General features: G+C 73.0%; 25 protein-coding genes and 1 riboswitch. Of the genes, 13 read left to right on the top strand and 12 right to left on the bottom strand.

Translation table 11 applies throughout. The annotated features are described in order from the left end of the window. The first annotated feature begins 70 nt into the window (after nt 1–70). Complete coding sequence (locus tag HHL19_RS31535; protein WP_169093804.1) at nt 71–556, top strand: VOC family protein; 486 nt, start codon at nt 71–73, stop codon at nt 554–556. Nucleotides 557–564: 8 nt separating this feature from the next. On the opposite strand, the gene HHL19_RS38295 is transcribed toward HHL19_RS31535, so the two are convergent. Next, nucleotides 565–1,884 (bottom strand): phytase, encoded by a 1,320-nt coding sequence (locus tag HHL19_RS38295; RefSeq protein ID WP_169093803.1) that lies wholly within the window; start codon nt 1,882–1,884, stop codon nt 565–567. Between the two features lie 118 nt (nt 1,885–2,002). Here HHL19_RS38295 and HHL19_RS31525 point away from each other — a divergent pair, with 118 nt between their 5' ends. Continuing rightward, entirely contained in the window at nt 2,003–2,599 is a 597-nt protein-coding gene (locus HHL19_RS31525) for a hypothetical protein (protein ID WP_169093802.1), read from the top strand. A 12-nt stretch (nt 2,600–2,611) separates the two neighbouring features. Here HHL19_RS31525 and HHL19_RS31520 read toward each other — a convergent pair whose 3' ends face one another. Further along, nucleotides 2,612–3,829: an acyl-CoA dehydrogenase family protein gene (locus HHL19_RS31520; RefSeq protein ID WP_169093801.1), complete on the bottom strand. Its 1,218-nt coding sequence runs from the start codon at nt 3,827–3,829 to the stop codon at nt 2,612–2,614. Nucleotides 3,830–4,004: 175 nt separating this feature from the next. On the opposite strand from HHL19_RS31520, the gene HHL19_RS31515 reads away from it, so the two are divergent. Then, nucleotides 4,005–4,652 (top strand): TetR family transcriptional regulator, encoded by a 648-nt coding sequence (locus HHL19_RS31515; RefSeq protein ID WP_169093800.1) that lies wholly within the window; start codon nt 4,005–4,007, stop codon nt 4,650–4,652. A 113-nt stretch (nt 4,653–4,765) separates the two neighbouring features. Here HHL19_RS31515 and def read toward each other — a convergent pair whose 3' ends face one another. Beyond that, entirely contained in the window at nt 4,766–5,326 is a 561-nt protein-coding gene (gene def / locus HHL19_RS31510) for a peptide deformylase (RefSeq protein WP_169093799.1), read from the bottom strand. A gap of 125 nt (nt 5,327–5,451) precedes the next feature. Between def and HHL19_RS31505 the strand changes: the two genes are divergently transcribed. The 5 genes from HHL19_RS31505 (at nt 5,452) to HHL19_RS31485 (ending at nt 10,052) form a co-directional block, all read left to right on the top strand. Next, on the top strand, nt 5,452–6,699 hold the full coding sequence (locus HHL19_RS31505) for a MurT ligase domain-containing protein (protein ID WP_169093798.1): 1,248 nt from the start codon (nt 5,452–5,454) through the stop codon (nt 6,697–6,699). A 31-nt stretch (nt 6,700–6,730) separates the two neighbouring features. Continuing rightward, nucleotides 6,731–7,459: a glutamine amidotransferase gene (locus HHL19_RS31500; RefSeq protein ID WP_169093797.1), complete on the top strand. Its 729-nt coding sequence runs from the start codon at nt 6,731–6,733 to the stop codon at nt 7,457–7,459. Between the two features lie 189 nt (nt 7,460–7,648). After that, entirely contained in the window at nt 7,649–8,677 is a 1,029-nt protein-coding gene (locus tag HHL19_RS31495) for a 6-phosphofructokinase (protein ID WP_169093796.1), read from the top strand. A 117-nt stretch (nt 8,678–8,794) separates the two neighbouring features. After that, on the top strand, nt 8,795–9,742 hold the full coding sequence (locus tag HHL19_RS31490) for a cytochrome c oxidase assembly protein (RefSeq protein WP_169093795.1): 948 nt from the start codon (nt 8,795–8,797) through the stop codon (nt 9,740–9,742). Nucleotides 9,743–9,836: 94 nt separating this feature from the next. Further along, nucleotides 9,837–10,052 (top strand): hypothetical protein, encoded by a 216-nt coding sequence (locus tag HHL19_RS31485; protein WP_169093794.1) that lies wholly within the window; start codon nt 9,837–9,839, stop codon nt 10,050–10,052. A 27-nt stretch (nt 10,053–10,079) separates the two neighbouring features. Here the strand turns inward: HHL19_RS31485 and HHL19_RS31480 are convergent, their stop codons facing one another. Together HHL19_RS31480 and HHL19_RS31475 are read right to left on the bottom strand one after the other, a co-directional pair. Further along, on the bottom strand, nt 10,080–10,430 hold the full coding sequence (locus HHL19_RS31480; RefSeq protein ID WP_169093793.1) for a PRC-barrel domain containing protein: 351 nt from the start codon (nt 10,428–10,430) through the stop codon (nt 10,080–10,082). Nucleotides 10,431–10,502: 72 nt separating this feature from the next. Further along, a complete protein-coding gene (locus HHL19_RS31475) occupies nt 10,503–11,504 on the bottom strand; it encodes a DUF3048 domain-containing protein (protein ID WP_169093792.1) in 1,002 nt (333 codons plus the stop codon). A gap of 97 nt (nt 11,505–11,601) precedes the next feature. Between HHL19_RS31475 and HHL19_RS31470 the strand changes: the two genes are divergently transcribed. Continuing rightward, a complete protein-coding gene (locus HHL19_RS31470) occupies nt 11,602–12,279 on the top strand; it encodes a lysophospholipid acyltransferase family protein (RefSeq protein ID WP_169093791.1) in 678 nt (225 codons plus the stop codon). A gap of 54 nt (nt 12,280–12,333) precedes the next feature. Here HHL19_RS31470 and HHL19_RS31465 read toward each other — a convergent pair whose 3' ends face one another. From HHL19_RS31465 to HHL19_RS31435, 7 genes are all read right to left on the bottom strand, one after another. Then, nucleotides 12,334–13,920, bottom strand: a complete 1,587-nt coding sequence (locus HHL19_RS31465) for an alpha/beta hydrolase (RefSeq protein ID WP_169093790.1) — start codon at nt 13,918–13,920, stop codon at nt 12,334–12,336. A 139-nt stretch (nt 13,921–14,059) separates the two neighbouring features. Beyond that, on the bottom strand, nt 14,060–14,806 hold the full coding sequence (locus HHL19_RS31460) for an urease accessory protein UreD (protein ID WP_169093789.1): 747 nt from the start codon (nt 14,804–14,806) through the stop codon (nt 14,060–14,062). After that, complete coding sequence (gene ureG, locus HHL19_RS31455; protein ID WP_169093788.1) at nt 14,803–15,498, bottom strand: urease accessory protein UreG; 696 nt, start codon at nt 15,496–15,498, stop codon at nt 14,803–14,805. Before ureG ends, HHL19_RS31460 begins: the two co-directional genes overlap by 4 nt. 18 nt (nt 15,499–15,516) lie before the next feature. Then, nucleotides 15,517–16,179 carry an urease accessory UreF family protein gene (locus HHL19_RS31450; RefSeq protein WP_169093787.1) on the bottom strand — a complete coding sequence of 221 codons (663 nt, stop codon included), beginning with the start codon at nt 16,177–16,179 and terminating at the stop codon, nt 15,517–15,519. Continuing rightward, nucleotides 16,179–17,900, bottom strand: coding sequence for an urease subunit alpha (locus HHL19_RS31445; protein ID WP_169093786.1), 1,722 nt, complete (start codon nt 17,898–17,900; stop codon nt 16,179–16,181). Before HHL19_RS31445 ends, HHL19_RS31450 begins: the two co-directional genes overlap by 1 nt. Continuing rightward, nucleotides 17,893–18,258: an urease subunit beta gene (locus HHL19_RS31440; RefSeq protein WP_169093785.1), complete on the bottom strand. Its 366-nt coding sequence runs from the start codon at nt 18,256–18,258 to the stop codon at nt 17,893–17,895. The genes HHL19_RS31445 and HHL19_RS31440 overlap by 8 nt, the downstream gene beginning before the upstream one ends. A gap of 15 nt (nt 18,259–18,273) precedes the next feature. Continuing rightward, on the bottom strand, nt 18,274–18,576 hold the full coding sequence (locus HHL19_RS31435) for an urease subunit gamma (RefSeq protein ID WP_169093784.1): 303 nt from the start codon (nt 18,574–18,576) through the stop codon (nt 18,274–18,276). Nucleotides 18,577–18,959: 383 nt separating this feature from the next. Here HHL19_RS31435 and HHL19_RS37865 point away from each other — a divergent pair, with 383 nt between their 5' ends. The 4 genes from HHL19_RS37865 (at nt 18,960) to HHL19_RS31415 (ending at nt 21,248) form a co-directional block, all read left to right on the top strand. Continuing rightward, complete coding sequence (locus HHL19_RS37865) at nt 18,960–19,358, top strand: ATP-dependent Clp protease proteolytic subunit (protein WP_240981998.1); 399 nt, start codon at nt 18,960–18,962, stop codon at nt 19,356–19,358. Between the two features lie 7 nt (nt 19,359–19,365). Further along, nucleotides 19,366–19,671 (top strand): hypothetical protein, encoded by a 306-nt coding sequence (locus HHL19_RS31425; RefSeq protein WP_169093782.1) that lies wholly within the window; start codon nt 19,366–19,368, stop codon nt 19,669–19,671. Nucleotides 19,672–19,985: 314 nt separating this feature from the next. Further along, nucleotides 19,986–20,192, top strand: a riboswitch (cyclic di-AMP (ydaO/yuaA leader). A gap of 3 nt (nt 20,193–20,195) precedes the next feature. Continuing rightward, nucleotides 20,196–20,672: a C40 family peptidase gene (locus HHL19_RS31420; protein ID WP_169093781.1), complete on the top strand. Its 477-nt coding sequence runs from the start codon at nt 20,196–20,198 to the stop codon at nt 20,670–20,672. Between the two features lie 132 nt (nt 20,673–20,804). Then, complete coding sequence (locus tag HHL19_RS31415; protein ID WP_169093780.1) at nt 20,805–21,248, top strand: cytidine deaminase; 444 nt, start codon at nt 20,805–20,807, stop codon at nt 21,246–21,248. Nucleotides 21,249–21,262 lie beyond the last annotated feature (14 nt).

Here is a 21,262-nt window from a genome sequence, read left to right as displayed (position 1 = left end):
GGGGATTGTCCCCCATGAAGTGACCGATGGGTAGCTCCAGTTGTCGGTGGCGTCTGGGAGGCTCGACGACATGGAAGAGAACGACAGGGGCGAGCGCCCCGCACTGACGCTCCAGCTGACGATCGACTGCGCGGATCCTGCCCGGCTCGTGCCCTTCTGGGCGGAGGCGCTGCGGTACGTGCCGGAGCCGCCGCCGGAGGGGTACGCGAGCTGGCGGGCGTACTGGGCGGCGTCCGGGGTGCCGGAGGAGGAGCTGGGCGACGGGGCGGGGGACCTGCCGGAGTCGCTGGTGGACCCGGCGGGCGTCGGCCCGCGGGTCTGGTTCCAGCAGGTGCCGGAGCCGAAGACGGTGAAGAACCGCGTCCACCTGGACCTGAAGGTCGGCGGTGGACGCGGGGTGCCGCTCTCCGTGCGCCGGGCGCGGGTCGACGGGGAGGTGGCCCGGCTGACCGCGCTCGGCGCGACCGTGCTGCGCATGATGGACGAGCCGCACGGGACGGACTACTACGCCGTGGTGCTCCAGGACCCGGAGGGCAACGAGTTCTGCGTGGTGTGACCGGTCGGTCAGTCGGCGTCGCGCGGGTCGAAGGAGTCGGTGTCGACGGTCAGCGGCTCGGGGAAGGCCCCGGCGACGTCGTCCCAGCGGGTGAACTTGAAGTTCGTGCCCTCGCGGTCGCCGTCCGCCGGGGTGGCCTCGCCGTCGTGGGTGACGAGCAGGCCCTGCGGGAAGGCGCGGCCGAGCGGCACGTTCACCACGGTGGTGCCGTCGGAGTGCTGGACGCCGTCGGTGGCGGGCCCGTCGGTGACGGCGAAGGAGCCGAGGTAGGGGTGGGCTCCCTCGCGGGCGTAGACGGCGAAGGTGTCGTCGCCCTGGCTGGAGGCGAGGACGTAGCCGGTGCCGTCGTCGCCGTGGTAGACGGTGACGCCCTCGGCGTCGGCGCTCAGGTGCGCGCCGCCGAAGCCGGGGTCGTGCGCGGTGTCGAGGACGCACTCCTCCTCGGCCTCGTCGTACGTCCACGGGGTGCCGTACTGGCGGACGCGGTCGAGGAGTTCGGGTCGCTCGAACTCCTCGTCGTCGATCTCGACGCGCCAGAGGCCGACGGCCTCCTGGGCGGCGTAGAGGACGTGCTCCTCCTGGTCGACGGCCATGCCCTCGACCTGCGGCAGCTCGCCGGGGTCGGCGCAGGGCCGCCAGGCGGTGCCGTCCGGCAGGGTGAAGGACCGGGGCAGGTCGAGGGTGTCCTCGGTGCGGTAGCCGACCCGGCCGTCGCGGTCCTCCAGTTCGAGCAGGCGCAGCCGGCTGCGCTCGCGCTGCGAGACGACGACGTAGGCGTCGTCGCCGTCGCGGTAGGCGGTGAGGCCGTAGGAGGTGTTCTGGTCGTCGACCTCGGCCTCGCTCGCGGCGAAGACGGGGGTGACGTCGGCGGCGGTGACGTCCCGCAGCGGGGCGCGGCCCGCGGCGACGGCGGCCGGGTCGATGGCGTAGGCGCGGATCCGGTCGCGGCCGCGGTCGCTGACGACGGCCAGGTCGGTCCTGCGGCCGTCCAGCTCGAAGCCGTAGACGACGTCGACGTTGTTGAACCGCCCGGGGGCGGCGTCCTCGCCGGGGGCGGGCGGGGCGGCGAGGTGCTGGAGGCGGCGGCCGTCGAGCCCGTACACGTCGAGGCCGCCCTCCTTGAGGGTGCCGATGACGAGGCTGCGGCCGGGCCGCGTGGGGTCGACCCAGACGGCGGGGTCGTCCGCGTCGGCGTTGCCGCCGGCCTCGTCGTCGTACACGACGGGCGTCTCGACGCGGGCGGTGACGGTGACGGGCTGGGGGGTGGCGGGGACCGCGGCCACGACGGTGAAGGCGGCGGCCAGGGCGGTCAGAGCGGAGGCGCTCACGGTACTCCTCGGTAGCGGTCTGGGACGGGCCGAGACGCTACGGAGGCGGAATGGAGCGGCCCTTGCGGACCCGTGAATTCCGAGCGGCCGTGTCGAACACGCGGTTACCCTCCCGGACATGGGGAGCGACATCGAGGGCGCGATCGAGGTGCGGGGGCCGGACGGGCGCTGGGCGGTCCGCGACCGGCTGCCGGAGTGCGCGTCGGTGCGCGACCGGAACGCGCGGGAGGTCCTGTGGGGGTACGGCGGCGGGCTCCAGGTGGAGCGTCCGCTGTTCGACCTGCGGGGCGTCCCGGAGGGGGCCTCCGGGGACATCCCCGACGACGAGATCAACCACAGCCACTCGTACGCCACCTGGGCCGAGGTGGCGGCCGTCGACTGGGACGCGCCGCTGAACGACCGCGCCGACGGCAACCACCTCGCGGTGTGGGTGCCGGGCCCGGACGGGGAGCTCGTCTTCGACCACGTGAGGTGGGCCCCGATCGAGGTCCTCGACGCCTCGGAGGAGCTCTTCGGCGAGGACCTGTGGCCGTTCGAGTGGCCGCCCGGCGGCGAGGTCCCGTGGGAGGGGGCGGTCTACCGTCCGGCCCTGTACACGCCCCGGATGTTCGTCCCGCCCGACGGCGACCGCTGGGGCCCGGTCTGGGCGGTCATGCGCGACCTGGCGGCCGTCCACGGTGACGGGAACGTCCGCCTGATCGTCTGGTTCGGCTGAGCGACGCCGGGGCTACCTGCCGAGCGCGCGGCTGATGACCATGCGCTGGATCTCGCTGGTCCCCTCGAAGATGGTGTAGATCGCCGCGTCGCGGTGCATGCGCTCCACCGGGTACTCGCGGGTGTAGCCGTTGCCGCCGAGGATCTGGATCGCCTGGGCGGTGACGCTCTTGGCGACCTCGCTGGCGTACAGCTTGGACATGGAGCCCTCGGCGTGCGTGAACGGCTTGCCGGCGGTGGCCATCCAGGAGGCGCGCCACACGAGGAGGCGGGCCGCGTCGATCTGCGTGGCCATGTCGGCGAGCTGGAAGGCGACGCCCTGGTTCTCGATGATCGGGCGGCCGAACTGCACGCGGGTCTTCGCGTAGTCGAGGGCGACCTCGTACGCGGCGCGGGCGGTGCCGACGGCCATGGCGCCGACCGCCGGGCGGGAGGCCTCGAAGGTGGCCATGGCGGCGTTCTTGACGCGCTCGCCGCCACCGGACTTGGCCTTCTCGCGGGCGCGGGCGAGGCGCTCGTCGAGCTTCTCCTTGCCGCCGAGGAGGCAGGAGCCGGGGACGCGCACGTCCTCCAGGACGACCTCGGCGGTGTGCGAGGCGCGGATGCCGTGCTTCTGGAACTTCTGGCCCTGGGAGAGGCCGGGGGTGTGCGGCGGCACGATGAAGGAGGCGTGGCCCTTGGAGCCGAGCTCCGGGTCGACGACGGCGACGACGACGTGGACGTTGGCGATGCCGCCGTTGGTCGCCCAGGTCTTGGTGCCGTTGAGCACCCACTCGTCCTTGGCCTCGTCGTAGACGGCCCGGGTGCGCATGGAGGCGACGTCGGAGCCGGCGTCGGGCTCGGAGGAGCAGAAGGCGGCGACCTTGACGTCGTTCGCGTCGCCGTACATCTGCGGCACCCAGGTGCCGATCTGCTCCTCGGTGCCGTTGGCGAGGACGCCGACGGCGGCGAGGCCGGTGCCGACGATGGAGAGGGCGATGCCGGCGTCGCCCCAGAAGAGCTCCTCCATGGTCATCGGGACGCCGAGGCCGGTGGGGTCGAAGAACTGCTGGGCGTAGAAGTCGAGGGAGTAGATTCCGAGCTTGGCCGCCTCCTGGATGATCGGCCAGGGGGTCTCCTCACGCTCGTCCCACTCGGCGGCGGCCGGCCGCATGACGTCCGCGGCGAAGCCGTGGAGCCAGTCACGGACTTCCTTCTGGTCGTCGTTGAGCTCGAACGTGAACTCGGCCATGTTCCCTCCCAGCAGTACGTTACTTGCGGTAACACCCAGTCTGTTACCGGCGGGTACAGCTGTCAACCTGCGGATCCTCCGGGACGGAGGACGCTCAGGCGGTTCGGCACAGCATGCCGGTCGGGTGTTACGTTGCGACAGCCTCAGGTCATCGCACGGGCGGGGAGACACGCTTATGGACATCGCACACCGGACCACCGACCAGCAGAAGAGCGCCGAGCAGCGGCGGCGCGAACTGCTGGAGGCGGCGGACCGGGTGGTGCTCCGCGACGGCCCCAAGGCATCCATGAACGCGATCGCGGCCGAGGCGGGCATCACCAAGCCGATCCTCTACCGCCACTTCGGCGACAAGGGCGGCCTCTACCGGGCCCTCGCCATCCGCCACACCGACGCCCTCCTCGCCTCGCTGCGGGCCGCGCTCGACGCCCCCGCCGACCGGCGCCGCCGGGTCGAGTCCACCCTCGACACCTACCTCGCCTCCATCGAGGCGATGCCGCAGGTCTACCGCTTCCTCATGCACCCGGCCGAGGAGTCCCACCAGGCCGAGCAGGGCTTCGACGTCGGCCGCCACTCGGCGCCGCTCCTTCGCCGGATGGGCGAGGAGCTGGGCCAGGTCATCGCCGAGCGCGTCGACCTCGGCCCGGCCGCCGAGGCACAGGCCCGGATCTGGGGCCACGGCATCGTCGGCATGATGCACGCCGCCGGCGACTGGTGGCTCGGCGAGCGCCCCTGCTCCCGCGCCGACCTCGTCCAGGCCCTGGCGGACCTCCTCTGGGGCCGCCTCGCCGAAGCCGACGACCGCCCGGACGGCCCGGGCTTCTGACCCCGCCCGGGGGCCGGGGCGGGAGCGACCCCGTGGGGGCCACGGGCCTCGGGCCGCGGGGGCTGCCGATTCCGGGCGTCCGCCCTCGGAGCCGTACCGGATGAAGCCCCGCGCTACGCCTCGAGCGCTGACGCGCCTTCGCCCCAGGGCTGCTTGCGGATCGTGCGCAGGAGGCGTGATCTGCGCCACCCCGTGACGTGCTCCGCGTAGACGTGCCCCTCCAGGTGGTCCATCTCGTGGAGGAGGCAGCGGGCGAAGAAACCCGTGCCCTCGATCCGGACGGGGGTGCCGTCGGTGCGGACGCCCTCGACCACCGCGCGGTCGAAGCGGGCCACCGGCGCCTCCAGGCCCGGCAGCGAGAGGCAGCCCTCGGGGCCTCGGTACGCGTCGCCGTCCGCCTCGACCAGGCGCGGGTTGACCACGTGCCCCAGGTGACGGACCTCCTCGTCGTCCGGGCAGTCGTAGACGAAGACCCGCAGCCCCACACCCACCTGGTTCGCGGCCAGACCGACGCCGTGCGCCGCGTACATCGTGGCGAACATGGACTCGACCAGCCGGTCGAGTTCGGGTCCGAACTCGGTGACGGGGGCACAGGGGGTGTGCAGCACGGGGTCGCCGAGCAGGGTCATCGTCCGGACGATGCCGGAGCTGCCGGGGATGGGGCGGTTTCGCATGGCCGTAAGGGTACGGTCCGCCGTGACCTCCTCGTTTCATACGGTCGGCATGGGTGCCGTGGTTCGGGCTCCTGGCCGGTTCTCGATAGGCTGAGCCCCGACCGACGCAAGGAGGATCAAGGACGATGTCAGGACACCCCGGTAATCCAGAGCCGCTGTCGCCGCGCGCCAAGCTGGCCGTGACCGCGGGCAAGGCGGCCGCCGCGGTGTCGCGGGCGGCCGGACGCGGCAGCGGATCGGTGATCGGCGGCCGGGTGGCGCTCAAGCTCGACCCCGACCTGCTGGGGAGGCTCGCGCAGCACCTGGACGTCGTCCTCGTGTCCGCCACCAACGGCAAGACCACCACGACCCGGCTCATCGCCGAGGCGCTCCGGGCCAGCGGCCCCGTGGTCTCCAACGCCCTCGGCGCCAACATGCCCGCGGGCATCACCTCCGCCCTCGCCGGCGGCAGTGACGCCAAGTACGGCGTGATCGAGGTCGACGAGAAGTACCTCGCCGGCGTCGCCCGCGACACCACCCCCAAGGCCATCGCGCTGCTCAACCTCTCCCGCGACCAGCTCGACCGCGCCGCCGAGACGCGGATGCTCGCCGAGAAGTGGCGCGAGGGGCTCAACGGCTCCAAGGCCGTCGTCATCGCCAACGCCGACGACCCGCTGATCGTGTGGGCCGCCTCCTCCTCGCCGAACGTGGTGTGGGTCGCGGTCGGCCAGGAGTGGAAGGACGACGCCTGGTCGTGCCCCTCCTGCGGCGGTGTCCTGCAGCGCCCCGGCGACGACTGGTTCTGCGGCGAGTGCGGCTTCCGCCGCCCCGCCCCGAGTTGGGCGCTCAGCGGCGACCACGTGCTCGACCCGCACGGCTCGGCCTGGCCCATCCGGCTCCAGCTGCCCGGCCGCGCCAACAAGGCGAACGCCGCCACCTCGGCCGCCGTCGCCGCCGTCTTCGGCGTGCCGCCGCAGGTCGCCCTGGAGCGCATGTACCAGGTCCAGGCCGTCGCCGGCCGCTACGACGTGGTCACCTTCCAGGACCGCCAGCTGCGGCTGCTGCTCGCGAAGAACCCGGCCGGCTGGCTGGAGACCTTCTCGCTGATCGACCGGCCGCCGACGCCGGTGATCCTCTCGGTCAACGCGCGCGGCGCCGACGGCACCGACACCTCCTGGCTGTGGGACGTGGACTACGGGCGGCTCGCCGGCCACCCGATCATGGTCATCGGCGACCGCCGGCTCGACCTGGCGGTCCGCCTGGAGGTCGCGGGCGTCGACTTCCGCGTCTGCGAGACGCTCGACGAGGCCGTCGCCATGGCCCCGCCCGGGCAGATCGAGCTGATCGCGAACTACACCGCGTTCCAGGACGTCCGCCGCCGCGTGGGCAACTGACCCCGCCCCGACTCGCAGAAGGACTTGCAGCATGAGTGACAGCAGCCTGCGTGTGGTCTGGGTCTACCCGGACCTGCTCAGCACCTACGGCGACCAGGGCAACGTCCTCGTCGTCGAGCGCCGCGCCCGCCAGCGGGGCCTGGCCGTCGAGCGCGTCGACGTCCGCAGCGACCAGCCCATCCCCACTTCCGGCGACATCTATCTGATCGGCGGCGGCGAGGACCGGCCGCAGCGGCTCGCGGCCGAGCGGCTGCGCCGGGACGGCGGCCTCCCCCGGGCCGCCTCCAACGGCGCGATCATCTTCTCGGTCTGCGCCGGCTACCAGATCCTGGGCCACGAGTTCGTCAACGACCTCGGGGAGCGCGAGCCGGGCCTCGGCCTGCTCGACGTGACCACGGTCCGCGGCGAGGGCGAGCGGTGCGTCGGCGACGTGCTCGCCGACATCGACCCGCAGCTGGGCCTCCCCCAGCTGACCGGCTTCGAGAACCACCAGGGCGTCACCCACCTCGGCCCGACGGCCCGCCCCTTCGCGCGGACCGTCATCGGCCGGGGCAACGGCACCGGCGACGGCACCGAGGGCGCGTACAACGACACCGTCTTCGGTACCTACATGCACGGTCCCGTGATGGCCCGCAACCCGCAGATCGCGGACCTGCTCCTGAAGCTGGCCCTCGATGTGAACGCGCTGCCGCCGACCGACGACCGGTGGTACGAGGCGCTGCGCTCCGAGCGCATCGCGGCCGCCTCCCAGCCCGCCTGACGAGCCGTCGGGAAGTCGCGCGGAAGCGCACTTCTGAGCGGGCTGGCGCACATTGGATTCGTAAGTAAATACGGTGTCCAATCTGCGGACATCCGGTTCGGCCCCGCCACCCGGCAACGATAGGGTGGCGGGGATCCAGCCGGACGACGTGGTCCGGGAGTCGGCCCACGTTGCAAAGGTTTTTGGGCTATGCGCATTGGTGTGCTCACCTCCGGCGGAGACTGCCCCGGTCTGAATGCCGTCATCCGGTCCGTCGTGCACCGGGCCGTGGTCGACCACGGGGACGAGGTCATCGGCTTCCACGACGGGTGGAAGGGCCTCCTGGAGTGCGACTACCGGAAGCTCGACCTCGACGCGGTGGGCGGCATCCTCGCCCGCGGCGGCACCATCCTCGGCTCCTCCCGGGTCCAGCCCGCGCACCTCGTCGACGGCGTCGAGCGGGCCAAGGGCCACGTCGCCGACCTCGGTCTCGACGCGATCATCCCGATCGGCGGCGAGGGCACCCTCAAGGCCGCCAACCTCCTCTCCGAGGCGGGCCTCCCCATCGTCGGCGTCCCGAAGACGATCGACAACGACATCGCCTCGACCGACGTCACCTTCGGCTTCGACACCGCCGTCACCGTGGCCACCGAGGCCCTCGACCGGCTGAAGACCACCGCCGAGTCCCACCAGCGCGTCCTCGTCGTCGAGGTCATGGGCCGTCACACCGGCTGGATAGCCCTGCACTCGGGCATGGCCGCCGGCGCCCACGCCGTCGTCGTCCCGGAGCGCCCCTTCGACATCGACGAGCTGACCTCCCGGGTCGGCGCCCGCTTCGAGGACGGCAAGCGCTTCGCGATCGTCGTCGTCGCCGAGGGCGCCAAGCCGCGCGAGGGCTCCTCCATGGACTTCAAGACCGCCGGCACCGACATCTACGGCCACGAGCGGTTCACCGGCGTCGCCAACCAGCTCTCCGTGGAGCTGGAGCGCCGGCTCGGCAAGGAGGCCCGCCCGGTCATCCTCGGCCACGTCCAGCGCGGCGGCACCCCCACCGCGTACGACCGCGTCCTCGCCACCCGCTTCGGCTGGCACGCCGTCGAGGCGGCGCACCGCGGCGAGTTCGGCATGCTGACCTCGCTGCGCGGCACCGACATCGTCATGGTGCCGCTCGCGCAGGCCGTCGAGACCCTGAAGACGGTCCCCTCGGACCGCTACGCCGAGGCCGAGTGCGTGCTCTGAGCACCCGCCGCCCCGACACCCGCCCCCGGTCGCGAGCGCGCCCGGGGGCGGTTCTAGTCTGGTGCGGACAACAAGCGCGAAACGGGCTCGGCGCGCAATGGGCTCCAGGAGTAAGCGATGGATCACAGCGGGCACGGCATGACCATGGATCTGCCGCCGTTCACGCTGGGGCGGGGCCTGGAGTTCTCTCCCGACCTCTTCTTCCTCATCGGGTGCCTCGTGGCGCTCGGCCTGTACGGGTGGGGGGTCGCCCGGCTGCGCCGGCGCGGGGACGCCTGGCCGGTCTCCCGGACCGTGCTCTTCACCCTCGGCGTGCTGACCGTCGCCCTGGTGACGTGCACCCGGCTGAACGACTACGGCATGGTCATGTTCAGCGTGCACATGGTGCAGCACATGGTGATCTCCATGGTCTCGCCGATCCTGCTGCTGCTCGGCGCGCCGGTGACCCTCGCGCTGCGGGCGCTGCCGGTGGCCGGACGCGGCTCGCTCGGCCCGCGCGAGCTGCTCCTCAAGCTGCTGCACAGCCGGTACATGAAGATCATCACGCACCCGGTCTTCACCATCGGCATCTTCATCGCCAGCCTCTACGGCCTCTACTTCACCCCGCTCTTCGACACCCTGATGTCGTCGACGCCGGGGCACATCGCGATGATGGTCCACTTCCTCGCGGTCGGCGTGGTCTTCTTCTGGCCGATCATGGGCGTGGACCCGGGCCCGCACCGGCCCGGCTATGTGATGCGGATGCTGGAGCTCTTCGCGGGCATGCCGTTCCACGCCTTCTTCGGCATCGCCATGATGATGGCGTCCCAGCCGATGGTGAAGGTGTACGAGAACCCGCCGGCCTCGCTCGGCATCGACGCGCTCGCCGACCAGAACGCGGCGGGCGGCATCGCCTGGGCGTTCAGCGAGATCCCCTCGGTGCTCGTGCTGATCGCGCTCGTCTACCAGTGGTACCACTCCGAGCAGCGGCAGGCGGTCCGCAAGGACCGGCAGGCGGACCGGGACGGCGACAAGGAGCTGGCGGAGTACAACGCGTACCTGGCCTCGCTCCAGGCGCGCCGCTGACCTTCCGGAGCGCACGGGAGTAGCGGGCGCCCCCCGTGGGGAGTCACCATGGCAGGGAGGCTTCCCTGGCCCCGGTCGGGAGGAGGGCGGGCAGATGTCCGGTTCCACGAAGGCGATGACGATCGTCACCTGTGCGGTGCTGGTGCTGATCAGCGCGTACACGGTGGCGCTCGGGAGCAGCGGCTGGCTCTGGTTCGGCTGGATCGTGCTGATGGTGGCGACGATCGGGATGGCGGCGGCGGACAGCACCGAGTCGGTCACGGCGCGGCGCGGGCCACGCGCGGGCGGGACGGGCCCGACACCGCGCTGACGGCCCGGCCGACGGCCCGGTCCGCTCTCACATGTGCCGGTTCGAGTAGTACTGCTCGATGAGCCGGATGAAGGTGACGTCGTCCTCGTGCTGCCCGGACTCGAAGTCGGGCGACTCGTGGACGTGCTTCTTGGTGCAGTTCACGTGCACGGTCTCGTTCTCCCGGTCCACGCGGTCGACGAGACCGGCGGGCAGGACGACCTTGTGGCCGAGGATCCACGGCCCGGTGTCCACGACCAGGTAGGACCGGTCGACGTCCTCGGTGTGCCGGTCGACCTTGCCGATGCCGCCGTCGGTGGCCTCCACCGCGTAGCCGATCAGGGTGTCGCCCGGCACGTGGCCGGAGGACTCCGCGTAGCCCCACATGCCGGTGCTCATGACGTGCCTCCTCGCCGGGGGAATTGCCTCGTGTCCCGCGCCTACCCCCCGTCCGGCGCGTTCATCCGCGGGTCAGCGCGGGGCGAGGACGATCCAGACCTGTCCGGGCGCGAAGGCGAGGGGGCGGCCGTCGGGGGTGGTGAAGGCGGTGCCGCCGGCCGGGTCGGGGCGGGACCAGCGGGCCTCGTACGCCCGTCCGTCGCGCAGCACGGTCGCCGTGCCGGAGCCGGTGGTCTCGGTGTACGGGGAGACGGCGCCGTTGACGTCGTGGAAGTCGGAGGGGCGGACGGTGACCCGCTGGACGACGACGGTGGCGGGGGTGAGCGGGCCGCCGTCGGTGGTGGTGGCGGGGCGGCCGTCCATGGCGACGTGCCAGCCGCGGTCGGCGGCGGACCAGGTGAAGGCGTAGCGGGCGGCCGGGAAGCGGACGGTCTCGGTGGTGGTGGCGGTGCCGCCGGCGGGCGCGGCGCCGAAGCGGAAGCCCACGGACCGGACGTCGGAGGCGTCCGGGGCGGCGGCCAGGGCGCGCTCGGGGCGCAGGTAGAGGTTGTGCGGGGCGGGCCGGTCCGGGGAGCGGCGGAAGGCCGCGGGGTCGGAGGCCTGCTGGACGAGGTCGAGGGGGGCTGCTTCCAGGAGCGGGTTCAGGGCGCGCTGGGCGCCGGAGTAGGCGAGCGCGGGGTTGCCGAAGGGGCGCAGCAGGGAGATGTCGGACTCGCGGGCGCTGCGGACCGGGCCGATGCTGTCGGGGAGCCGGGAGGAGTAGACGGCGAGGAGCCGGGTGACGCCGCCCTCGACCTGTTCGACGTAGACGAGGTCGGCGGCGCCGAGGCCGGTGTGGGGGCGGGCCGCGGGCACGTTGTCGATCTTCACGGCGAGGACCGGACCGGTGCGGGCGGGCAGCCCGGTGAGCGGGGAGACGGCACTGGGGGCGGCGCTGGGGGCGGTGCCGGTCGGCGTCGGGGCCGGCTCGTTCGGGCCGGAGTCCGAGCAGCCGTACAGTCCGGCCGCCGCCACCGCGCAGAGCAGGGCGGTGAGCAGGCGGCGGGGTCCCCGGGGTGCTGGCGCGCCTGGCATTTTCGGCCTCCCGGGCGAGTCGGGCCACTCCGACCAGTGGACCACGGGCGGGCGGGGGGTTACAACGGGCGGGACGGACGACGAACGGGGGTTTCCGGTGTTCTACCGGCTGCTGAAGTACGTACTGCTCGGGCCGCTGCTCAAGCTGCTGTTCCGGCCGAGGGTGGAGGGGGTGGAGCACATCCCCGAGGAGGGCGCGGCGATCGTCGCGGGCAACCACCTCTCCTTCTCCGACCACTTCCTGATGCCGGTGGTGCTCGACCGGCGGATCACCTTCCTGGCGAAGCAGGAGTACTTCACCGGGCCCGGTCTGAAGGGGCGGCTGACGGCGGCGTTCTTCCGGGCCGCCGGGCAGATCCCGGTGGACCGCTCGGGCAAGGAGGCGGGGCAGGCCGCGATCCGCGAGGGGCTCGGGGTGCTGGCCCGGGACGAGCTGCTCGGGATCTACCCGGAGGGCACCCGCTCGCACGACGGGCGCCTGTACAAGGGCAAGGTGGGGGTGGCGGTGATGGCGCTGACGGCGGGGGTGCCGGTGGTGCCGTGCGCGATGGTCGGCACCTTCGAGATCCAGCCGCCGGGGCGGGTGGTGCCGCGGATCCGGCGGGTGACGATCCGCTTCGGGGAGCCGCTGGACTTCTCGCGCTTCGCGGGCTCGGCGGACGAGCGGGCGGTGGTCCGGGCGGTCACGGACGAGATCATGTACGCGATCATGCGGCTGTCGGGGCAGGAGTACGTGGACGAGTACGCGGCCGTGGTGAAGGCCGCCGGGTCCTGAGCACGGCGGAGGGGCCGTCGCCGGGTGGCGACGGCCCCTCGCTTCAGCTCGTGGTCACGGCCGCGGGGCGGCGTGCGGGGCGCACGTCTGGTCCGTGGCGTCGAGCTTTCCGGTCAGCAGGTAGGCGTCGACCTTGGAGTTGAGGCACGGGTTCACGAGGCTGGTGATGCCGTGCGACCCGGCGTCCTTCTCTGTGATCAGGCGCGAGCCCTTGAACCGCTTGTGGAGCTCGACGGCGCCCTCGTACGGGGTGGCGGCGTCGCGCTCGGCCTGGGCGATGAGCACCGGCGGCAGGCCCTTGCCGGTCTTCACGTGCACGGGCTTCTGGCTCGGGGCCTTCCAGGTGGCGCAGGGGAGGTTCATCCAGGCGTTGGCCCAGGTCATGAACGGGTACTGCTCGTGGAGGCGGGAGTTGTCCCGGTCCCACTTCTTCCAGCTGGTCGGCCAGGGGGCGTCGGCGCACTCGACCGCGGTGTAGACGGCGTTGCCGTTCTCCGAGGCGATGTTGCCGGCGGTGTCGGTGAGGTCCGCGGCGGCGTTGTCGATGAGCGGCTGCGGGTCACCGGCGGCGTACGCGCTCCACGCCTCGGCGACGGGCGCCCACCTGGAGTCGTAGTACGGGGCGATCTGGAAGAAGCCGATGAGCTCGGCCGGGCCGACCTTGCCGCCGAGCGGCTCCTTCTTGGCGGCGGCGCGCAGGGTGTCCCACTGCTGCCGGACCTCCGCCAGGGTGGAGCCGAGGTGGTAGGTGGCGTCGTTCCGGGCGACCCAGGTCATCCAGTCGGTGAGCCGGCCCTCGAAGGCGATGTCCTGGCCGAGGTTGGCCTTGTACCAGATCGACCGGGTCGAGGGGTTGACGACGCTGTCCAGGACCATGCGGCGGACGTGCGTCGGGAAGAGGGTGCCGTAGACGGCGCCGAGGTAGGTGCCGTACGAGACGCCGACGAAGTTGAGCTTCTTCTCGCCGAGGGCGGCGCGGACGACGTCGAGGTCGCGGGCGGTGTTCGGCGTCGTCATGTACGGGAGCATGTCGCCGCTCTTCTCGAAGCAGCCCTCGGCGTACTCGGCGGCGAGCTTGCGCTGCGCCCGCTTGTCGGCCTCGCTGTCGGGAACCGGGTCGAGCTTGGGGCCCTTGACGAACTCGGTCGGGTCGACGCAGGAGATGGGGGCGGACTTGCCGACGCCGCGCGGGTCGAAGCCCACGAAGTCGTACGCCTTGGCGACGTTCGTCCAGACCTTGTGGTTCGTGGTGACGCGGCGCGGGAAGCGCAGGCCGGAGCCGCCGGGGCCGCCGGGGTTGTAGAGCAGCGCGCCCTGGCGCTCGGCGGGGGTGCCGGTGGCGCCGATCCGGTCGACGGCGATCTTGATCTTCTTGCCGTCGGGCCGGGCGTAGTCGACGGGGACGGTGACCCAGCCGCACTGGATCGGCTTCTCCAGGCCCCAGTCCTCGGGGCAGTCCTGCCAGTCGATGCCGGCCCGGGCGGCCCGGTCCGCGGCGAGCGCGACTCCGTAGGCCTCGGCGTCGCGGCCGTGGCGCGCGCCGCTGTCGGCACTGGCCGCCGGAGCCGCGAGCGCGCCCGCGACGAGCGTGGCGGCGATGAGCGTGCCGGCGGAGCCGAGCACTGCCGTACGTCGTCTCAAAGGTCCTCCCCCTGTAGGTGGTCGTCTGTTCGAGTGATCCTTTCGTCAACGGGCGCACCCCGTCAGTCCGAACACACGTTTCTTTGCCGAACCCATAACCGGATCGGGATGTCCGCTGAGCGGTACACCCCGATCCGTCTCATGCGGGGGCGAGTTCGGCGAGGACGGCGTCGAGGATCCGGCGCAGGACGAGCGCGTCGGGGGCCACGGCCGTGACGAGCGCCGCCGGTCCGGCGAGCGGGGTGAGCACCGCGTGCTCGCCGAGCGGACGCGCCGGCGGCGGCTCCTTCCCGTAGGCCGGATCGACGACGAGGAGCTGGCCGGTGGCGCGGTGACCGGCGAGGACGGCGCCGCCGTCCCAGCCGCCGGGGGCACCGGGGCCGTACGCCAGCTCCTGGTCGAGCAGGGGCCGGCCGGCGCGGCGGACGGTGAGCCGGGAGACCAGGGTGCCGGGCGGCTCGCCGTGCCGGCCGAGGACCTGCTCCTCGCGCAGCACCAGGCGTGCGGTGGGGGCGAGCTCGACCGTGGTGCGCACCCGCAGGTGGGAGCCGTCGGCGCTGACGAGCTGTTCGGGCAGCCAGCGCAGGGCGGCGTCCGCGCCGACCCGGAGCCGGAGCTCGTACGCCGCCGGGCCGGGGTCCCGGCCCGGCAGGGCCAGCGTGGCGGCGGCCGAGTCGACCCGCAGCCGCGCCCCGTCCCGTACCTCGGTCTCGATCGCGAGCCGGTCGCCGCCGAGCGGGGCGCTCATCGCGCCGACCACCGTGACCCGCGTCCAGCCGGGGGCGGCGGCGCGGGTCCGGCGCAGGGCGAGCGGCCCGTCGCTCTCCAGGACCGGCAGGGAGCCGTCGGCCCCGGCGGCGATCCGGGCGGTGGCGCGCAGGCTCACGCGGTGGGCGCCGGGGCGGCCGTCCAGGCGGCGAGCCGCGCGCGCACCCAGTCGGCGACCGGGCCAACGCCCTCCGCGGACCGCAGCGAGGTGAAGACGACGGGGAGTTCGCCGCGCTGCTCGGCCGCGTCGCGGGCCATCCGGCCGAGGTCGGAGCCGACGTACGGGGCGAGGTCGGTCTTGTTGACGACGAGGAGGTCGGCGGTGGTGACGCCGGGGCCGCCCTTGCGCGGGATGTCGTCGCCGCCGGCGACGTCGATGACGAAGACCTGGGCGTCGACGAGGCCCCGGGAGAAGGTGGCGGTGAGGTTGTCGCCGCCGGACTCGACCAGGATCAGGTCGAGCGGGCCGACCGCCTCCTCCAGTTCCTCGACCGCCTCCAGGTTGGCGGAGATGTCGTCGCGGATGGCGGTGTGCGGACAGGCGCCGGTCTCGACGGCCTGGATGCGCTCGGGCGGCAGGACGGCCTCGCGGAGCAGGAACTCGGCGTCCTCGCGGGTGTAGATGTCGTTGGTGACGACGGCGAGCGAGAGCGTGTCGCGCAGCGCGCGGCAGAGCGCGGCGACGGTGGCGGTCTTGCCGGAGCCGACCGGGCCGCCGAGGCCGACGCGCAGGGCGCGCCGGGTGCCGTCGGGCCGGTGGGCGTCGGCGGAGACCGCGCCGTGGTGGGTGTGGTCGTGGTCGAGGTGCATGGCGGAGTGCTCCACTTGTTACGAGGCGAAGAGGCGGACGGGCCAGGCCGCGTGCTGCTCGGCGGTGATGTCGAGGAGCGGCGCGGAGGCTGCGGGCAGCACGTCGACGCCCTCGCGGGCGGCGGCGGTGGCCCGGGCGGCGACCTCGTCCATCGCGGGGGCGAGCCGGGCGAGGACGGCGGTCGCCTGGTAGGGGTCGAGGCCCAGGAGCCGTACGGTCGCGGTGGCCGGGCCGCCGACCGCCTCGTACGCGGCGCAGTGCGCGGCGTCCTCGGGGCCGAGCCCGGCGGCCCGCGCGGTGGCGCCGAGGACGACGGGCTGGTGCGCGCCGCGCGGGAACGCGGCGGCGAGCGCGTCGAGTTCGGGGCACGGCCAGGTGGCCCGGGCGGCCCGCATCAGCTGCCGGCCGAGCCGGCGGGCGGCGGCGCGGAGCGCGGGCGAGGGGGTGCGGGCGTCGGCGGCGGCGTCGAGCTCGTGCGGGTCGAGGCCGAGGGCCGCGCCGGCGGCGAGGCCGGCCGCGGTGAGTCCGGCGGTGTGCAGCCGTCCGCGGCAGAAGGCCTCCAGGCTCGCGGCGTCGCGGACCCGGCCGGCCTTGACGGCGGCCTCGGCACCGCCGGAGTGGGCGTGCCCGCCGGCGGGGAACCGGCCGTCGGCGAGCACGAGGAGGGTCGAGCGCGCCATCAGAAGAGGAAGTAGCGCTGGGCCATGGGCAGTTCCGCGGCGGGGGCAGGTTCGACCGCTTCGCCGTCGATGGTGACGGTGAAGGTGTCGGCGTCGACCTCGACGCGGGGCACGGCGTCGTTCTCCCGCATGTCCGCCTTGGTGATCCGGCGGGTGGAGCGGATCGGGGTGAACTCCTTGGCCAGGCCGAGGCGTTGCGGTAGGTCGTCCTCGATCGCCGCCTCGGCGGTGAAGTTGACCGAGCCGGCGGCGGCCGCTCGGCCGAGCGCGCCGAACATCGGCCTGGGCAGCACCGGTTGGGGTGTGGGGATGGAGGCGTTGGCGTCGCCCATCTGCGCGTACGCGATCTGGCCGCCCTTGAGGACGACGAGGGGCTTCACGCCGAAGAAGGCGGGCTCCCACAGGACGAGGTCGGCGAGCTTGCCCGGTTCGACGGAGCCGACGAGGTGGTCCATGCCCTGGGCGACGGCCGGGTTGATCGTGTACTTGGCGACGTAGCGGCGCGCCCGGTGGTTGTCGGCGCGGCCGTCGCCGGGCAGGGCGCCGCGCCGCCTCTTCATGACGTGGGCGGTCTGCCAGGTCCGCAGGATCACCTCGCCGACCCGGCCCATGGCCTGGGAGTCGGAGGAGATGATCGAGATCGCGCCGAGGTCGTGGAGGACGTCCTCGGCGGCGATGGTGGAGGGCCGGATCCGGGACTCGGCGAAGGCGAGGTCCTCGGGGACGCCGGGGTTGAGGTGGTGGCAGACCATCAGCATGTCGAGGTGTTCCTCGATGGTGTTGACGGTGTGCGGCCGGGTCGGGTTGGTCGAGCTGGGCAGCACGTGCGGCTCGGAGACCACGGTGATGATGTCCGGCGCGTGCCCGCCGCCCGCGCCCTCGGTGTGGTACGCGTGGATGGTGCGGCCCGCGATGGCGGCGAGGGTGTCGCCGACGAACCCGGCCTCGTTGAGGGTGTCGGTGTGGATGGCCAGCTGGACGCCGGTCTCCTCGCAGACGCCGAGGCAGGCATCGATGACGGCGGGGGTGGCCCCCCAGTCCTCGTGGATCTTGAAGCCGAGGGCGCCTCCGCGCAGCTGGGAGTGCATCGCCTCGCGGGACGTGGTGTTGCCCTTGCCGAGGAGGCCGATGTTGACGGGGAAGGTGTCGAGGGCCTCGAACATCCGCGCCGTGTGCCAGGGGCCGGGCGTGACCGTGGTGGCCTTGGTGCCCTCGGCGGGGCCGGTGCCGCCGCCGACGAGGGTGGTGATGCCGGTGGCGAGGGCCTGCTCGACCACGGTCGGGGAGATGAAGTGGACGTGGGTGTCGACGCCGCCGGCGGTGACGATCCGGCCGTTGCCGACGATCACCTCGGTCTCGGGGCCGATGACGAGGTCGGGGTGGACGCCGTCCATGGTGTCGGGGTTGCCGGCCTTGCCGAGAGCGGTGATCCGGCCGTCGCGGATGCCGATGTCGGCCTTGACGATCCCCCAGTGGTCGAGGACGACCGCGCCGGTGATCACCGTGTCCGGGGCGCCCTCGGCACGGGTGGTGCGGGCCTGGCCCATGGACTCGCGGATGACCTTGCCGCCGCCGAAGACGGCCTCATCGCCGGCCCGGCCGGGCCCGCCGCAGCGGTCCTCCTCGATCTCGACGAGGAGATCGGTGTCGGCGAGCCGGACGCGGTCGCCGGTGGTGGGGCCGAACAAATCGGCGTAGACGGCACGGTGGAGGTCAGGCACGGGTGTCTCCGTTCGGAACCGCGGCGTCCGGGGCTGCGGGCGCGGTCGTCGCGTCCAGGGGGCCGGCGGTCTCGCCGCGCAGGCCGGGGACGACGCGGTGGCCGGCGATCGGCACGAGCTCGACCTCGACGGGGATGCCGGGCTCGAAGCGCACGGCGGTGCCGGCGGCGATGTGCAGGCGCAGGCCGCGCGCGGCCGACCGGTCGAAGTCGAGGCCGGGGTTGACCTCGGCGAAGTGGTAGTGGGAGCCGACCTGGACGGGCCGGTCGGCGGCGTTGAGGACGGTGAGGCGGGTGACGGGGCGGCCCTCGTTGAGGGGCACGGGCCCGTCCGCGTACAGGATCTCTCCGGGGATCATCGGCGGCGGCCCCCGTCAGACGATCGGGTCGTGGACGGTGACGAGCTTGGTGCCGTCGGGGAAGGTGGCCTCGACCTGGACGTCGTGGATCATCTCGGGGATGCCGTCCATGACGTCCTCGCGGGAGAGCACCTTGCGCCCGGAGGCCATGAGCTCGGCGACGGTCCGACCGTCCCTGGCGCCTTCCAGGATGTGCGCCGTGATGAGGGCGACGGACTCGGGGTGGTTGAGCCTCACCCCGCGCGCCCGGCGCCTCTCCGCCACGTCGGCGGCCACGTGAATGAGCAGGCGCTCCTGCTCGTGCGGGCTCAGCTGCACTCTTCCACCTCACAGTCGTCCACCGGGCCGCACCCGGACAGCTGCGGACCCTACCGACCGTCAACACGTTGTTGAACGACGGAGATGCGAGGGACGGCCGGACATTGCACGTTAGGGCGGAAGTTTTTCCGGCGCGTTAACTCCGGCTTTGCGATCCCATGATCATCGGGTCGCGGGATCGCCGCGTCAGCCGGTGCCGGGGTCGCGGTGGTGGGCGGCGATGCCGAAGCGGCGCTGTTCACCGGCGGCGGAACCGAGCCCGCCGGCGAGCCCCGCCCCGGAGACGGAACGGATCACCGGCTCCTCGGCGGCGTCCCGCCCCTCGGCCTCCAGTTTCTCCAGTCGCGCTCCACCTCCACTCCCCCGGCGGCTCGATCACCGCGATGACCGCGATCCACGACACCATGCGCAGCCTGGCGAGCGACGTGGAGACCACCTGCCTCGGGCAGGCCGGCTCCACGGCTGCGGTCCTGCTCGCCGCGGGCGCGCCCGGCAAGCGCATGATGCTGCCCGGCGCCCGGGTCACCCTGCGCCAACCGGTCCTCGACGAGCCGCTCGCCGGGCAGCTCTCCGACCTGGACCTCCAGGCGCGCGAAATGCTGCGGCTGCGCTCCGTGATGACGGGGCTCCTCTCCGCGTACACCGGCCGTGAGCCGGGCGAGGTCGCCGCCGACACCGAGCGCCCGACCGTCCTGGACGCGCCGGCCGCCCTCGCGTACGGCCTGGTCGACTCCGTCGTCGGCACGCGCGGCGCCGACTCCGGCGCGCCGACGGCACGGTGAGGCCGCGATGGTGCCGGAGCTCCCGCCGCTGCCCGCCCTGACGCGCGCCGAGGGGCAGTTGATCGACGCGCACCTCGAAGTCGTCGACCTCCTGGGGAAGATCAATCCATCCAGGGGCTCGCATACCTATGGGGCCCTGCGCGCCGCACAGGCGCTGGTCGGGCGGGTGGAGGCGCTGCGCGAGGCCCTGACGCTCATGCATACGCGGGGCGAGAGCGAGGTCCACAGCGAGACATTGGCGTGTGCGCTGCGGGTGTTGGACGGCGAGCGGCGGGCGGCCCGCATCACCGTGCCCGGCGCGCGGGCCAGTTGACATTCCGACGTGTCGTGTCGAGCCCCGGACGGCCGACACGGGGCGCAGGATCCCTCCCCCGTCCGGCGTAGTCGCGCGGGCGACAGATGAAGTGTGCGAGTTGCGCAACAGGTGTACGCATTTGGCGGAATCGGGCATTCCGATGCTGGTGCGGGCCTCGTCGGCCAAACCTACGACGATCACGAAACCCACTTGTCCACCCGTATGGATCAGTCGTGAGGAGCCTCACATAACGTCGTTTCCCCTCGGTTTTCGACCGAACCGTGGGTCAAGATCCTCGACGACGACAAGCCCCCGCCACCCAGGCGGGGCGGTCCGGGCGGACGCCGAGTCCTGCCGCCGTTCCGGACGTCTGGTCGACAGGATTGGTTCGGCAGGAGTGGAGGACCCGAGCAGTACGGGTCGACCGCGCCGTATCCCCGGCGCGGCCGTCCCTTGGGGTGAAGCCGCAGCCGCGGCCGGGCATCTTCGCCTGCCCGAACCCGACAGGTCATCCTTCACAGGCGGCTGACGAAGGGTTGCGCATGACCGCGCAGACGCATGTCCCGTCCCTGCTGTCCCGGGCCGGAGCCGTCTCGGCTCTCACCCTCGCCGCCGTCGGCGGCACGCTCCTCGCCCCGGGAGCCGCACCCGAGGCCCAGGCGGCCACCTCCCACGCGACGAAGGCCCTGGGCGTCGCCGCGTCCAAGAAGGGCGCGCCCTACCGGTACGGCTCGGCGGGTCCCACCCGCTTCGACTGCTCCGGGCTCACGGTCTACGCGTACAAGAAGGCGGGCAAGTCGCTGCCGCGCACCGCCCAGCAGCAGTACAACAAGACCCGGCACATCTCCGCCGCGAGCCGGCAGAAGGGGGACCTGGTCTTCTTCCACTCGGGCGGCAGGGTCTACCACGTGGGGATCTACGCCGGCAGCGGCAAGATCTGGCACTCCCCCAAGACCGGCTCCTGGGTGAAGCTCGACCGGATCTGGTCCTCGAAGGTCTACTACGGCCGCGTGCGCTGACCCACCGGCGCCCGCGGTGACGTCCCAGGAGGCCGGTGACGTCCAGGGTTCGGTGGCGCCGCCGCACCCCCACCGCGGGCGCCCTCTCTCCTCGGCGCACGCGCATCCAGGCCCCGGTCCTAGGATGCGGTGATGACACTCGATCAGGAACTCGTCGACGCCGCCATCGCCCAACTGGACCGCCGCTGGCCCCCCGAGGAACCCGGCGGGGCCGCCGCCGTCCGGCTCGACGACGGGCGGATCCTGACGAGCGTCGGATTCGACAACATCCACGCGAGCGTCACCCTGTGCCAGGAGACCGGCGCCTACTGCCAGGCGTACACCCTCGACCGCGCGGTGACGGCGTCCGTCTGCGTCTTCCGCGACCCGGAGGACGGCCGTTACGTCATCCTGCCGCCGTGCGGCGTCTGCCAGGAGCGCCTCGCGCTCTGGGGGCCCGACGTGGAGGTCGGCGTGCCCGACCCCGAGGACCCGACCCGCTGGATCGCCCGCAGGCTCGAAGAGGTCAACCCCTACTACTGGGCGCCCCACTTCGCCGGCGGCGCCTGGCCCTCGACCCGGCAGCACTCCGAATGAGCGGTCCGGCCCCG

The sequence above is a fragment of the Streptomyces sp. R302 genome (genome assembly GCF_012927245.1).
Classification (GTDB): domain Bacteria; phylum Actinomycetota; class Actinomycetes; order Streptomycetales; family Streptomycetaceae; genus Streptomyces.
The sequence above is the reverse complement of the archived record's forward strand: the minus strand, read 5'-3'. Positions and strand labels throughout refer to the sequence as shown.